This window comes from Thermoactinospora rubra (assembly GCF_002093975.1).
Lineage (GTDB): Bacteria > Actinomycetota > Actinomycetes > Streptosporangiales > Streptosporangiaceae > Nonomuraea > Nonomuraea rubra_A.
Genome location: NZ_MSZZ01000043.1, coordinates 85,484 through 98,855, shown reverse-complemented (window position 1 = coordinate 98,855; position 13,372 = coordinate 85,484). Strand labels below are relative to the sequence as shown.

The 13,372-nt window shown below is 72.7% G+C and carries 9 protein-coding genes; 5 read left to right on the top strand and 4 right to left on the bottom strand.

Annotated features, from left to right (window positions below; all coding sequences use genetic code 11):
• The first annotated feature begins 3 nt into the window (after positions 1 to 3).
• A complete protein-coding gene (locus BSB02_RS29410; RefSeq protein ID WP_084963824.1) occupies positions 4 to 2,403 on the top strand; it encodes an ABC transporter substrate-binding protein in 2,400 nt (799 codons plus the stop codon).
• Between the two features lie 4 nt (positions 2,404 to 2,407).
• Here BSB02_RS29410 and BSB02_RS29405 read toward each other — a convergent pair whose 3' ends face one another.
• Both BSB02_RS29405 and BSB02_RS29400 read right to left on the bottom strand, forming a co-directional pair.
• Positions 2,408 to 4,495, bottom strand: coding sequence for a RecQ family ATP-dependent DNA helicase (locus BSB02_RS29405; protein ID WP_084963823.1), 2,088 nt, complete (start codon positions 4,493 to 4,495; stop codon positions 2,408 to 2,410).
• Positions 4,496 to 4,551: 56 nt separating this feature from the next.
• Positions 4,552 to 5,376 (bottom strand): TauD/TfdA dioxygenase family protein, encoded by an 825-nt coding sequence (locus BSB02_RS29400; RefSeq protein WP_084963822.1) that lies wholly within the window; start codon positions 5,374 to 5,376, stop codon positions 4,552 to 4,554.
• An 85-nt stretch (positions 5,377 to 5,461) separates the two neighbouring features.
• Between BSB02_RS29400 and BSB02_RS29395 the strand changes: the two genes are divergently transcribed.
• The 3 genes from BSB02_RS29395 to BSB02_RS29385 all read left to right on the top strand — a co-directional run bounded on the left by BSB02_RS29395 (position 5,462) and on the right by BSB02_RS29385 (position 12,043).
• Positions 5,462 to 6,034, top strand: a complete 573-nt coding sequence (locus tag BSB02_RS29395; RefSeq protein WP_084963867.1) for a GNAT family N-acetyltransferase — start codon at positions 5,462 to 5,464, stop codon at positions 6,032 to 6,034.
• 87 nt (positions 6,035 to 6,121) lie between these two features.
• Positions 6,122 to 8,650, top strand: a complete 2,529-nt coding sequence (locus BSB02_RS29390) for a DNA gyrase/topoisomerase IV subunit A (RefSeq protein ID WP_084963866.1) — start codon at positions 6,122 to 6,124, stop codon at positions 8,648 to 8,650.
• A gap of 360 nt (positions 8,651 to 9,010) precedes the next feature.
• Positions 9,011 to 12,043 carry a glycoside hydrolase family 3 N-terminal domain-containing protein gene (locus tag BSB02_RS29385; RefSeq protein ID WP_084963821.1) on the top strand — a complete coding sequence of 1,011 codons (3,033 nt, stop codon included), beginning with the start codon at positions 9,011 to 9,013 and terminating at the stop codon, positions 12,041 to 12,043.
• Positions 12,044 to 12,098: 55 nt separating this feature from the next.
• Here BSB02_RS29385 and BSB02_RS29380 read toward each other — a convergent pair whose 3' ends face one another.
• A complete protein-coding gene (locus tag BSB02_RS29380; protein WP_084963820.1) occupies positions 12,099 to 12,473 on the bottom strand; it encodes a VOC family protein in 375 nt (124 codons plus the stop codon).
• A 14-nt stretch (positions 12,474 to 12,487) separates the two neighbouring features.
• Here BSB02_RS29380 and BSB02_RS29375 point away from each other — a divergent pair, with 14 nt between their 5' ends.
• The gene (locus tag BSB02_RS29375; protein WP_084963819.1) at positions 12,488 to 13,051 is read left to right on the top strand and encodes a thioredoxin family protein; all 564 of its coding nucleotides are present in this window, start codon (positions 12,488 to 12,490) and stop codon (positions 13,049 to 13,051) included.
• Here BSB02_RS29375 and BSB02_RS29370 read toward each other — a convergent pair.
• Positions 13,004 to 13,333: a hypothetical protein gene (locus BSB02_RS29370; protein ID WP_084963818.1), complete on the bottom strand. Its 330-nt coding sequence runs from the start codon at positions 13,331 to 13,333 to the stop codon at positions 13,004 to 13,006. The two genes, BSB02_RS29375 and BSB02_RS29370, sit on opposite strands and share 48 nt — an antisense overlap.
• Positions 13,334 to 13,372: the final 39 nt, after the last annotated feature.

Sequence of the window (13,372 nt, the reverse complement as noted above, 5' to 3'; positions counted from 1 at the left end):
GGCGTGCGCCCGCTCCGGCCGGGAGATCCCGCCGCCGTCGGCGGCTACCGCCTGACCGGTTTCCTGGGCGAGGGCGGCCAGGGGACGGTCTACGGCGGGGTGTCGCCCTCAGGCGAGCGGGTCGCGGTCAAGCTGCTGCACGCCCGGTTCGCGGACGACCCCGCCGCGCTGCGCCGCTTCCACCGCGAGGCGGAGGCGTCGCGCCGGGTGGCCGAGTTCTGCACGGCCCGCGTGCTGGACATCGGGGCCATGGACGGCCGGCCGTACATCGTCAGCGAGTTCGTCGACGGGCCGTCGCTGCAGGCGCACGGGCCGATGCGGGGTCCCGGTCTGGTACGGCTGGCCGTGGCGACCGCGACCGCGCTGGCGGCGATCCACCGGGCGGGCGTCGTACACCGCGACTTCAAGCCGTCCAACGTGCTGCTGTCGTCCGAAGGACCACGGGTGATCGACTTCGGGATCGCGCGGGCGCTCGACGTCAGCCAATCGCTCACCACCAGCGTGGTGGGGACCCCGGCGTACATGTCGCCCGAGCAGTTCCACGGCCAGGGCGGGCAGCCGGCGGACGTCTTCGCGTGGGCGGGGACCATGGTGTTCGCGGCGACGGGGCGGCCGGCGTTCGGGACGGGGCCGCTGCCGGTGGTGATGCACAGGATCCTGGCCTACGATCCGGACCTGAGCGGGGTGCCGGGCGAGCTGGCGCCGCTGCTGCGGGCGGCGTTGCACAAGGATCCGCGGGCCCGGCCGACGGCCGAGCAGCTGGTGACCGAGCTGTTACGCCTGCCGGGGCCGCCGTCCGGCACGACGCCGCCCCTGGGCACGGCACCGCCCCTGGGCACGGCGCCGCCGTACGCGGGGCCGGTGACGCCGGGGACGGCGTCGTCGGGCGGGAGGCGGCGGCGGGGGCTGGCGATCACTCTGGGCGCGGTCGCCCTGGCGGCCGTCGTGGGCGTCGCCGTCTGGCTGTGGCCGCGACCGGCCCCTCAAGGGGCCGCGGCGGCCACGCCCACCGCCACCGGCGGAGACGGCTCGGCCTTCACCCGGGTCGTCAACCCGTCCGGGCAGAGGGGCGGCGTACTGCGGATGGGCATCCTGGGCGAGCCGGACTCGCTGGACCCGGGCGTCATGTACAACCCCGACATGTGGAACCTGGTCCGCCTCTATGGCAGGTCGCTGACGACGTTCCGGCCCGAGCCGGGGGCACGCGGCGCCGAGCTGGTCCCCGACCTGGCCGAATCGCTCGGCACGCCGAGCGACGGCGGCCGGACCTGGACCTACCGCCTGCGCGCGGGGCTGAAGTACCAGGACGGCACCCCCATCACCTCCCGCGACGTCAAGCACGCCGTGCTCAGGACCATGGCCAAGGAGACCGGCGCGCGGTACGGCACCGCCGTGCTGTCCTCGGGCCCCTACCAGTTCGACGAGGTCGGCGAGCAGCGGCTCACGCTGAAGCGCAACCCCCACTGGGACCCGGCCACCGACCCCGTGCGCAGGGCGCTGCCCGACGCCTACGAGTTCACCTTCCGGGCCGCCGAGGACGGGGTGGCGCGCGGGGTGTACGACATCGGTCCCGCGCTGTCGGCCGACCAGGCCGCCAGGGCGACCGCCGACCCGTCCCTGCGGGGCCGCGTCGACGTCGGGATCGTCACCCAGCTGCGCTACCTGGCGCTGAACCCGCAGGTGCCGCCCTTCGACTCCGCCGACTGCCGCAGGGCGGTCGCGCGGGCGCTCGACCGCGCCGCCGTCCGGCAGGCGTACGGCCCGCCGTACGGGGAGGTCGCCACCGGCCTGCTGCCGCCGACCATGCCGGGGTACCGCAGGCTCGACCTGTATCCCAGGGACCTGGCGGCGGCGCGGGAGGACCTGGCCAAGTGCGGCAGGCCGGGCGGCTTCGAGGCGACCATGCTGCACCGGGACACGCCGGCGGAGACGGCCGCCGCCCAGGCGGTCCAGCGGTCGCTGGAGGCCGCCGGCATCCGGGTGACGCTGAGGTCCGCGAGTCTGGCGGACTATTTCACCAAGTACGCGGGCAACCCCGCATACCTCAGGACGGCCAAGGTCGGGCTGGTCGCCGGCCGGTGGGCGCCCGACTGGCTGGAGGCGGAGTCGTTCCTGTCCTCGCTCGTGGACAGCAGGCTGATCCTCGAGGAGGGCACGTCGGTGAACGTGTCGGTGCGGCTGCCGGAGGTGGACCGGCTCGTCGACCAGGCCAACGCCGAGCTGGACGCGGGCCGCCGGGCGGAGATCTGGGGCCGGGTCGAGCGGACGGTGCTGGAGCAGGCGCTGCTGGTGCCGATGGTCTGGCCCAAGGCCGCGCTGCTGCGGGGTGAGGCCGTGACGAACGTGCACGTCAGCCCGCAGTTCCAGGGCTACGACCTGCTCACCGCGGGGGTGTCTCGCTAGGCGTCTAGGACACCGTGGCGAGCGCGAAGGGAAGCACCGACGGCGCTCCGGCGTGCCGTACCAGCGCGGCGCCCAGCGTCATCGTCCAGCCGGTGTCGACCCTGTCGTCCACGAGAAGCACCGGGCCGCCGCACGCCGCGATCTTGCCGCCGAGGTCGCGCGGCATGGCGAGGGTGGCGCGGACGGCCTGCACCCGCTTGGCGCTGTTGAACTGGCTGCCCGGCGGCCCGGTGCGGTAGCCCAGCTCGCCCAGGTAGGCCAGCCGCCCCACCTGGGCCAGCCGTTCGGCCAGGCTGCGGACCAGCAGCGGGCGGGACGCCGAAGGCACGTTGACCACGGCCACGGGACGCTCCCGCCAGCCCCAGGAGGCCAGCACCTGCACCACGCCCTTGAACATCTCCTCGGGGATCGGTCCGTCGGCGCCCTGGAACAGCTCGCGCAGCCGCACGCCCCAGCCGATGTCGGTCAGGCGGCCCAGGGCACGGCCCGGCTCGGCGCCCAGCTCGGGCTTGATGCGGCCGGACAGGTCGGGCAGGCCGGTCGGCCACTGGCGGCGCGCCTCGATCTCCACGCCCGGCCGGGCGAGCCGTTCGGCGGCGCCGCGCAGCGCGTCGGCGGCGACCTCGGTGGAGCGGTGGGCGCCGGTGCAGTTGTCGCACCGGCCGCAGGGCGTGGCCGTCTCGTCGTCGAGGCAGCGCCGCAGGTAGACCTCGCGGCACTCGGTGGTGGTCAGATAGCCGAGCATCGCCTCCTGCTCGGCCTTGCGCTCGGCCGCGATGCGCGAGTAGCGGTCGGCGTCGTAGACCCACTCCTGGCCGGTCGCCTCCCAGCCGCCCTTCACGCGCCGCACCGCGCCGTCGACGTCGAGCACCTTGAGCATCATCTCCAGGCGGGTGCGGCTGAGGTCGACCCTGGCCTCCAGCGCCGGGGTGGACAGCACGCCGCCCTCGGCCAGCGCGGCCAGCGTGGCGCGCACGACGGGCTCGGGCGGGAAGGCGAGCGAGGCGAAGTAGGCCCAGATCTCCCGGTCCTCGGCGCCCGGCAGCAGGATCACCTCGGCGCGCTCCACGCCACGCCCAGCCCGGCCGACCTGCTGGTAGTAGGCGACCGGGGACTGCGGCGCGCCGACGTGGACGACGAAGCCCAGGTCGGGCTTGTCGAAGCCCATGCCGAGCGCGCTCGTCGCGACGAGCGCCTTGATCTTGTTGCCGAGCAGGGCCTCCTCGGCCTCCAGCCGTTCGGCCGGGTCGGTCTGGCCGGAGTAGGCCCGCACCTCGTGGCCCTGGTCGCGCAGGTAGGCGGCGATCTCCTGGGCGGCGGCGACGGTGAGGGTGTAGACGATGCCGGAGCCGGGGAGCTCGCGGAGGGCCTGTGCCAGCCAGGCCAGGCGCTGCTCGGGGGAGGCCAGCCGGACGACGCTGAGGTGGAGGCTGTCGCGCTCCAGCGGCCCGCGCAGCACGAGCGTGTCGTCGCCCAGCTGCTCGGCCACGTCGCGGGTGACCCTGGCGTTGGCCGTCGCGGTCGTGGCCAGCACCGGCACGCCCGGCGGCAGCTCCTCGACCAGCCGGGCCAGGCGGCGGTAGTCGGGGCGGAAGTCGTGGCCCCAGTCGGAGATGCAGTGGGCCTCGTCGACCACGACCAGCCCGGCGCTGTCGGCCAGCTCGGGCAGGACGTTGTCGCGGAAGTCGGGGTTGTTGAGCCGCTCGGGGCTGACGAGCAGCACGTCGACCAGGCCGTCGGCCACCTGCTCGTAGATCTGCTCCCACTCCTCGGGGTTGGCCGAGTTGACGGTGACCGCGCGGATGCCCGCGCGCTCGGCGGCGGCGATCTGGTTGCGCATCAGCGCCAGCAGCGGCGAGACGATCACCGTGGGCCCCTCGCCGAGGTCGCGCAGCAGCGCCGTGGCGACGAAGTAGACCGCCGACTTGCCCCAGCCGGTGCGCTGGACGACGAGCACGCGCCGCCGGTCGACGACGAGGGCGCTGATGGCGGCCCACTGGTCGTCGCGCAGCCGCGCGTGCTCGCCGGCGAGCGCTCGCAGCCGCCCTTCGGCCTCGTCTCGGAGCGCGGTGACGTCGGAGGCGTCGAACATGCCCTCCTTGTTACCAGGTTTCACCGACCGTTTCCGCTCCGCCGTACGGGAGGCGGCTATCGCGGGTCGGCGTGCTCGGGGAAGGCGTTGATGGTCACGCGGTGCATGCGGCGCCGTTCGGTGTAGTCGGCCACCGCGTAGTGCTGGGTGGACCGGTTGTCCCAGAAGGCCAGCGTGCCGGGGCGCCAGCGCAGCCGCACCTGGTACTCCGGCGAGCGGATGTGGTCGATCAGCAGCGGCAGCAGCGCCTCGTTCTCCCGGTCGGACAGGCCGACGAGCCTGGTCGTGGACGCCCTGTTGACGAACAGCGCCTTCCGCCCGGTCTCGGCGTGCACCCGGATGACCGGCCGCTCGATCGGCGGCCACTTGCGCTGCACCTCCTCCAGGTTGAACGGGTGCCCCTTGGCGATCGCCTTCTTCATCGAGTTGGTGATGTCGTGGACGGCGGTCAGCTCGTCGCACAGGCGCTGGATCGGCTTGGACAGCGACTCGTAGGCGAGGTAGGTGTTCGCCCACAGCGTGTCGCCGCCCACGCTGGGCAGCTGCACGCAGCGCAGGAGCGAGCCCATGGGCGGGACCGGCTCGAAGGTGTTGTCGCTGTGCCACTCGTCACCGCCCTCCCCCTTCGGGTCGGTCTGGTCGAGCACGTGGACGGGGCTGTCGCTGTCGCGCTTGAACGCCGGGTGGTTGAGCGTGCCGAAGTTCAGCGCGAACTGGACGTGCTGCTCGTCGTCGATGTGCTGGTCGCGGAAGAACAGCACCAGGTGCTTCAGCCAGCCCTCGCGGAGGGTGGCGACCTCTTCCTGCGACAGCGGCTTGCGCAGGTCGACTCCGGTCACCTCGGCGCCGATGTGCTTGGTGACGGGATGGAACTCGATCATGACGCCTCCAGGGATGTCCTCCACGGACCGTATGTCCCAAGCAATTGCTTGGTCAAGTCGAGGGGATGGCATAGTGGACCCCGCGATGGACGTCACCACCTGGTATCTCGAACAGACCTCCCCAGCCGACCTGCGCCCGGCCGGACCGCCGCGCCTAGCGGTCGACATCGTGCGCGCGGAGGTGCCCTGCCCGGAGTTCAGCCGGTTCCTCTACACGGCCGTGGGCGGCGACTGGCAGTGGACCGACCGGCTGCCCTGGACCTACGCCCAGTGGCAGGCGTATCTGGAACGCCCGGGCGTCGAGACGTGGGTGGCGTGGCACCGCGGCACACCCGCCGGCTACGTCGAGCTCCAGACCGACGGCGACGGCGACGTCGAGATCGCCTGCTTCGGCCTGCTGCGGTTCGCGATGGGCGGCGGGGCCGGCGGCCACCTGCTGTCGGCCGGTACGGCCCGCGCCTGGGACCTGGCCGAGCGCTGGCCGCACCTGCCCGCCACCAAGCGGGTCTGGCTCCACACCTGCTCCCTCGACGGGCCCGCGGCGCTGGCCAACTACCAGGCCCGCGGCTTCCGCGTCTACGACGAGAGGCGCAACGAGCCCGGCGACCTCGACTCCGGCACGACCCCGGGCGTCTGGCCCGGCGCCGGCCGCCTCTAGCGGCGGCGGCGCCGCCGATTTTCCGGCCAAGCCGCACATAAGGCCGAGCGGTCGCGAGCACCCCCGCCATTCGGCACAATGTTCGACATGGCCCGACGCACGACCACACCCCCGCCCGAGGACTTCGAGGAGCGGATCGTCGACATCGACGTCTCCACGGAGATGCGCACCAGCTTCCTCGAGTACGCCTACTCCGTCATCTACCAGCGCGCCCTGCCCGACGCGCGCGACGGCCTGAAGCCGGTGCAGCGGCGCATCCTCTACTCGATGAACGAGATGGGCCTGCGCCACGACCGCGGGCACGTCAAGTCCTCGCGTGTGGTCGGCGACGTCATGGGCAAGCTCCACCCCCACGGCGACAGCGCCATCTACGACGCCCTGGTACGGCTCGCGCAGCCGTTCTCCATGCGCCTGCCGTTGATCGACGGGCACGGCAACTTCGGCTCGCCCGACGACCTGCCGGCGGCGATGCGCTACACCGAGGCCAGGCTGGCCCCGGCGGCGCTGCTGATGACCGAGTCCATCCAGGAGGACACGGTCGACTTCAAGCCCAACTACGACGGGCAGGAGACCGAGCCCACGGTCCTGCCCTCGGCGTTCCCCAACCTGCTGGTCAACGGCACCACGGGCATCGCGGTCGGCATGGCGACCAACATGGCGCCCCACAACCTCACCGAGGTCATCGCGGCCGCCCGCCACCTCATCAAGAAGCCCGACGCCTCGCTGGACGACCTGATGCGCTTCGTCCCCGGCCCCGACCTGCCGACGGGCGGGCTGATCATCGGGCTGGAGGGCATCCGCGACGCCTACGAGACCGGCCGCGGCACCTTCCGCATGCGGGCCAAGTGCACCATCGAGCAGATCACGCCGCGGCGCAAGGGCATCGTCGTCACCGAGCTGCCCTTCAACGTCGGCCCCGAGCGGGTGGTCGCCAAGATCAAGGAGCTGGTGACCGCCAAGAAGCTCCAGGGCATCTCCGACCTGAAGGACCTCACCGACCGGCACAAGGGCCTGCGCCTGGTCATCGAGCTCAAGAACGGCTTCGTGCCCGAGGCGGTGCTGGAGGAGCTCTACCGGCTCACGCCGATGGAGGAGACCTTCGGCATCAACAACGTGGCGCTCGTCGACGGCGAGCCGCGCACGCTGGGGCTGAAGGAGCTGCTGCAGGTCTACGTCGACCACCGGCTCGAGGTGGTGCGCCGCCGGTCGGAGTTCCGGCGCCGCAAGCGGGCCGAGCGCCTGCACCTGGTCGACGGCCTCATCGTCGCGCTGCTCAACATCGACGAGGTCATCCAGGTCATCCGGTCCTCCGACGACTCCGCGCAGGCGCGGCAGCGGCTCATGGACGTCTTCGACCTGTCGGAGATCCAGGCCTCCTACATCCTCGACACGCCGCTGCGCCGCCTGACCAAGTACGACAAGCTGGAGCTGGAGCGGGAGAAGCAGCAGCTCACCGACGAGATCGCGGAGCTGACCGAGATCCTGTCCTCCGACGCGCGGCTGCGCCAGGTCGTGTCGGCCGAGCTGGCGGAGGTGGCCAAGAAGTACGGCACGCCGCGCCGTACCGTGCTGCTGGAGTCCTCCGGCGCGACGCGGCCCGCGGTGGTGTCGCTCGAGGTGGCCGACGACCCGTGCCTGGTGCTGCTGTCGTCCACCGGCCTGCTGGCCCGCACCGCCGACGCCTCGCCGCTGGCCGGGGAGGGCGAGCGGGCCGCGCACGACGTCCTGGTGGCGGCCGTGCGGACCACGGCGCGCGGCGAGGTGGCCGTGGTCACCTCGCAGGGCCGGGCGATCCGGGTCTCGGTGCTCGACCTGCCGACGCTGCCGCCGTCGGCCAACCCGCCGTCGCTGTCGGGCGGGCATCCGGTCTCCGAATACGTCGCGCTCGGCCACGACGAGAAGGTCGTCGGGCTGAGCTCCCTCGACCCCGACGGCCCCGGCATCGCCCTGGGCACCGCCCAGGGCGTGGTCAAACGTGTGGTCCCCGACTATCCGGTGAACCGCGACGACTTCGAGGTCATCACGCTGAAGGACGGCGACAGCGTCGTGGGCGCCGTGGAGCTCGAGTCGGAGGACCACGACCTGGTGTTCATCACCTCCGACGCGCAGCTGCTGCGCTTCCCCGCGTCCTTGGTGCGCCCGCAGGGGCGCCCGGCGGGCGGCGTGGCCGGCATCCGGCTCGACGGCGGCGCCCAGGTGATCTTCTTCGGCTCCGTCGACCCCTCCCGCCCGGCGCACGTCGTGACGGTCGCGGGCTCCTCCACCGCCCTGCCGGGCACCCAGGTCGGCGGCGGCAAGGTCTCCGACTACGCGGACTTCCCGCCCAAGGGCCGCGCCACGGGCGGCGTCCGGGCGCAGCGTTTCCTCAAGGGCGAGGACGTGCTCCTGCTGGCCTGGGCCGGTCCGGCCCCCGCCAAGGCGGTCTCGTCGACGGGCAAGCCCGTCCCGCTGCCGGAGGAGCTGGGCCGTCGCGACGGGTCCGGGATGCGGCTGACGCACACCATCGGGGCCGTCGGCGGAGCGCTGGCGAGCGCCCCGGCGGGTGGCGCCGGGGCCGGCGAGACGGCGGCCGGCGACGGGGGCGGCTCGGCCGAGGAGGAGCCTCAGCTGTTCTGAGACGTCTGGGTGTTCTGAGACGCCCGGGCTGCGGGGGATCCTCGTCTGGGGGATCCCCCGCGGCGTGCCCGCCGCCGGAAAGCCGTCGCCGTGTTGAGGCCGCCGTGCTGCCGACAGGACGTTCCGCCTGAGGCGTGTCCCTTCCGAGCGGCCCGCACCGGCGCGGATTCCGGGCGCCTCGTCACCGGCTTCTTTCACGCTCTTTCACGGCCTCCACCGGCGCTCGTCGATGCGTCGCGGCCCTGGTCACGGCCGCCTCCTCCGCCTCGCAAGCGGTCCAACCACTCCGGGCGAGCCGTACGCGAGGGTTGACAGAGAGCGCTCTCTGCACGATAAACACCGCAAAGACGCATAGGAGGCATGGTGATCCCCCGAGCGACCCCCCGCATCCTCGCCTGCGTGCTCGCCCTCTTAGCCTCCGCCCTCGTCGCGCCACCGGCCGCGGCGACGGCGGCTCCCCTCACCGTCACCGACTTCGAGTCCGCCGACCTCCCCGCCGGCGTGGCCGCCTGGGGCAACGACGCCGCCTCCACGCCCAGGCTGACGATCGTTCCCGACGCCGAACGCCAGGGCCGGGTTCTCAAGGTCGACTACACGGTCGGCCAGTGGGGCGGCTGGTCGCACGACCTGACCGCCGCCCAGGACTGGAGCCCGTACGAGGGGTTCTCCTTCTGGGTCAAGGGCACCGGCTCGGGCCAGCGGATCTTCTTCGAGGTCAAGGACGGCGGCGGCAGCGCGGCCGCCAGCGAGCTGTTCGAGTCGTCCTTCGTCGACGACACCGCCGGATGGAAGCAGGTTCAGACCAGGTTCAGCGACTTCAAACGCCGCGCCGACTACCAGCCCGGCGGCGCGCCCGCCGACGGCCAGCTCGACCTGGTCGCCATGTGGGGCTACTCCATGCGCCTGCCCGCCGGCGCCAGTGGCACCCTGCTGTGGGACGACGTGCAGGTGTACGGCACGGCGCCGCCCCGACCGGCCCGGCTCGCCACCGACAAGCCCGTCTACCTGGTGGACGAGGCCGGCTCGGCGGAGGTGCGCGTGAGCGTCTCCACGGCGACGGGCGCCCCGCTGGCCTCGGACGTGACCGTCCGCTACCGCACCGGCGAGGGCACGGCCACCGCCGGCGCCGACTACGCCCCCGTCGAGGGCACGCTGACCTTCCTCGCCGGAACGGCCTCCGGCACCGCCAAGTCCTTCACGGTCACGACCAGGCGCGACGGGCAGGCCGAGGTCGCCGAGACCGTCCCGATCCTGCTCGACGGCGAGGGCGTCACGCCGCCGCAGGACGAACCGGCCGTCGTGATCAACGCGCACGGCCTGCCGTACCTGGACAAGACCAGGCCGGTCAAGGAGCGCGTGGCCGACCTGCTCAGCCGGATGACGCTGGCCGAGAAGGTGGGCCAGATGACGCAGGCCGAGCGCGGCGCGCTGGCCAAGCCGGACGACATCGCCACCTACCTGCTCGGCTCGCTGCTGTCGGGCGGCGGCTCGACCCCGCCGCGGAACACCCCCGAGGCGTGGGCCGACATGGTCGACGGCTTCCAGCTGCGCGCCCTGCAGACCCGGCTGCAGATCCCGCTCATCTACGGCGTGGACGCGGTGCACGGCCACAACAACGTGGTCGGCGCGACGATCTTCCCGCACAACGTCGGCATGGGCGCCACCCGCGACCCCGGCCTGGTGGAGCAGCAGGGGAAGGTCACCGCGAGCGAGGTGAAGGCCACCGGCATCCCGTGGGACTTCGCGCCGTGCGTGTGCGTCTCGCGCGACGACCGCTGGGGACGCGCCTATGAGTCCTTCTCCGAGGACCCGGCGCTGGTGGTCAGGATGACCTCCGTCATCGACGGCCTGCAGGACAACGGCGTGCTGGCCACGGCCAAGCACTACGTGGCCGACGGCGGCACCGAGTTCGGCTCCTCCACGACCGGCGACTACACGATCGACCAGGGCGTCTTCCGCGGCACGCGGGAGGAGCTGGAGCAGGTCCACCTGCCGCCCTACGAGGCCGCCGTCAGGCGCGGCGTGGGCTCGATCATGCCGTCGTTCTCCAGCGTCGGCGACACCAAGATGCACGCGCACCGAGAGCTGCTCACCGACGTGCTCAAGGGCCGGCTCGGGTTCAAGGGCTTCCTCATCAGCGACTGGCAGGCCATCGACCAGATCCCCGGCGACTACGCGAGCGACGTGCGCACCTCGATCAACGCCGGGCTCGACATGATCATGGTGCCGTACGCCTATCCCGAGTTCGTCGGCACGCTGACGGCGGAGGTGCAGGCCGGACGGGTCGCCATGCGGCGCGTCGACGACGCGGTGGCCAGGATCCTCACCCAGAAGTTCCGCCTGGGCCTGTTCGAGCGGCCCTTCGCCGACCGCTCCGAGCTGGACCGGGTCGGCTCGCCGCAGCACCGCCAGGTGGCCCGTACGGCTGCCGCCAAGTCGCAGGTCCTGCTCAAGAACGACGGCGGGCTGCTGCCGCTGTCGAAGGACGCCAGGATCTACGTGGCCGGGTCCAACGCCGACGACATCGGCAACCAGTCGGGCGGCTGGACCATCACCTGGCAGGGCTCCTCGGGGCCGATCACCCCGGGCACGACGATCCTGCAGGCGATCAGGAAGCGCGCCGCCGGCGTCACCCACTCCCCCGACGCCTCCGCGCCGACCGCCGGGCACGACGTGGGCGTCGTCGTGGTGGGCGAGAAGCCGTACGCCGAGGGCTTCGGCGACGTGGGACGGCAGGGCCGCACCCTGGACCTGTCGGCCGCGGACCGGCAGGCGATCGACAAGGTCTGCGGCGCGCTGAAGTGCGTCGTGCTGGTCGTGTCGGGGCGGCCGATGGTGCTGGGCGACATCTCCGGCATCGAGGCGATCGTGGCGTCGTGGCTGCCGGGCACCGAGGGCGACGGCGTGGCCGATCCGCTCTTCGGGGCCGTGCCGTACACGGGAAGGCTGCCCTTCACCTGGTTCCGCGGCGTGGACCAGCTGCCGATCAACGTCGGCGACGCGGCCTACGACCCGCTGTTCCCCTACGGCTGGGGCCTGCGCACCGACCCGGCCCGCGACCGGCTCAAGGCCGTGAGGGACCAGCTGGCCAAGGGTGACGGGCCGGCGAAGGCCGCGGCGGCGACGCTGTCGGTGGCGCTGCTCGGGCGCAACTGGAACGACGACGGCTCGGTGCGCGACACGCGGGCCGTGCTCCGTGCGCTGGGCGTCGCGGCGGCGCTGCTGGAGAAGTCACGCAGCGACACCTACGCGCAGGACGACGCGCTGGTCTCCGTGGCCAGGGACGTGGCGCAGGCGGGCGGCAAGCGGCCGGACCTGCAGGCGCGGGCCGACCACGAGCTGGCGCTCGGTCACCTGAGGAAGGCGGTGGACCTGCTGGCCCAGGCCGTGTAGCGCTCAGGCTGGACCTTTTCGGAGTGAGGCCCGTCCCGGCGGCCCGGGGCGGGCCTCACAGGTCCACGCACAGGCAGAACGGGTGCCCGGCGGGGTCCAGGAACACGCGGAAGTCGCCTTCCTTGCTGGGCTGGAACTCGTGCTTGCGCGCCCCCAGGGCCAGCACCCGCTTCTCGGCCGCGTCCAGGTCGTCGACGGTCACGTCGATGTGGAACTGCTGGGGCCGCTCGATCTCGGGCCAGGTGGGCGGGCGGTAGTCGGCGATCTGCTGGAAGGCCACGCGCATCGGCGAGCCGCCGTCGGAGATCACGACCCAGCCGTCGTCGTCCTGCGTGATCGGCCACCCCAGAAGCTCGGAGTAGAAGCGGGCCAGCCCGCGCGCGTCGGGGCAGTCGAGGACGGTCGACCGGAAGCGTGCGATCCCTGGCATGATTGACTCCTTCCATGGCAGTCAACTCGTTCATGGTCCCCTTGGGCACTCCCGCCCCCGACTTCCGCCTCACGGACATCGAGGGCGGCACCGTCTCGCTCGCCGACCTCAAGGGGCGCCCGGCCACGCTGGTGATCTTCCTGTCCAACCACTGCCCGTACGTCCGCCACATCGAGCAGGGGCTCGGCGCCCTGTCGGCCGACTACGCCGACACGGTGTCGATCGTCGGCATCTGCAGCAACGATGTCGACCGCTACCCCGAGGACGACGTGGCACACCTCACCGAGCAGGCCAAGCGCGCGGGTTTCCGCTTCCCCTACCTGATCGACGAGACGCAGGAGGTCGCCAAGGCCTACCGCGCGGCCTGCACGCCCGACTTCTTCCTCTACGACGCGGACCTCAAGCTCGCCTACCGGGGCGAGTTCGACGGCGCCCGGCCCCGCAACGACGTCCCGGTCACCGGCTCGTCGCTGCGCGCGGCGATCGACGCCGTGCTCGCCGGGCGGCCGGTCGAGGCCGAGCAGCGCCCCTCACTCGGCTGCGGCATCAAGTGGAAGCCGGGCAACGAGCCCGCGTGACAGGGCCAGCAAGAGCTCGGCGGGCTCGCCGCCCGTCCAGTCCCTGACGAGCCTGCGGCCCGGCTCGCCGGGCTCGAACTCCCCGAGGGGGCCGAAGCAGCCGGCGCTCTGGAGCCTGTCGATCAGCGGGTCGTCCTCGGGCAGGTCGGCGGCGTAGGCGGCGGCGTCGAGCAGTGCGAGCGCGCAGCGGGCGTTCATGCCGTTGTCGCCCCGCTCGACGCGGTCCAGCCGCCGCCAAGCCTGGGCGCGAAGATATTCGGCCAGCGATTGACTTCTACTCACGGCAACATATCTTCACCCATTGTGACGTCCCGTGGTGGG

What these genes read in the sequence shown, in the direction of transcription:
- BSB02_RS29400 (WP_084963822.1), bottom strand. Translation starts at nt 5,376, where the DNA reads ATGATCGAGTTCCATCCCGTCACCAAGCACATCGGCGCCGAGGTGACC.
- BSB02_RS29375 (WP_084963819.1), top strand. Translation starts at nt 12,488, where the DNA reads ATGGCAGTCAACTCGTTCATGGTCCCCTTGGGCACTCCCGCCCCCGAC.
- BSB02_RS29390 (WP_084963866.1), top strand. Translation starts at nt 6,122, where the DNA reads ATGGCCCGACGCACGACCACACCCCCGCCCGAGGACTTCGAGGAGCGG.
- BSB02_RS29380 (WP_084963820.1), bottom strand. Translation starts at nt 12,473, where the DNA reads ATGCCAGGGATCGCACGCTTCCGGTCGACCGTCCTCGACTGCCCCGAC.
- BSB02_RS29405 (WP_084963823.1), bottom strand. Translation starts at nt 4,495, where the DNA reads ATGTTCGACGCCTCCGACGTCACCGCGCTCCGAGACGAGGCCGAAGGG.
- BSB02_RS29385 (WP_084963821.1), top strand. Translation starts at nt 9,011, where the DNA reads ATGGTGATCCCCCGAGCGACCCCCCGCATCCTCGCCTGCGTGCTCGCC.
- BSB02_RS29395 (WP_084963867.1), top strand. Translation starts at nt 5,462, where the DNA reads ATGGACGTCACCACCTGGTATCTCGAACAGACCTCCCCAGCCGACCTG.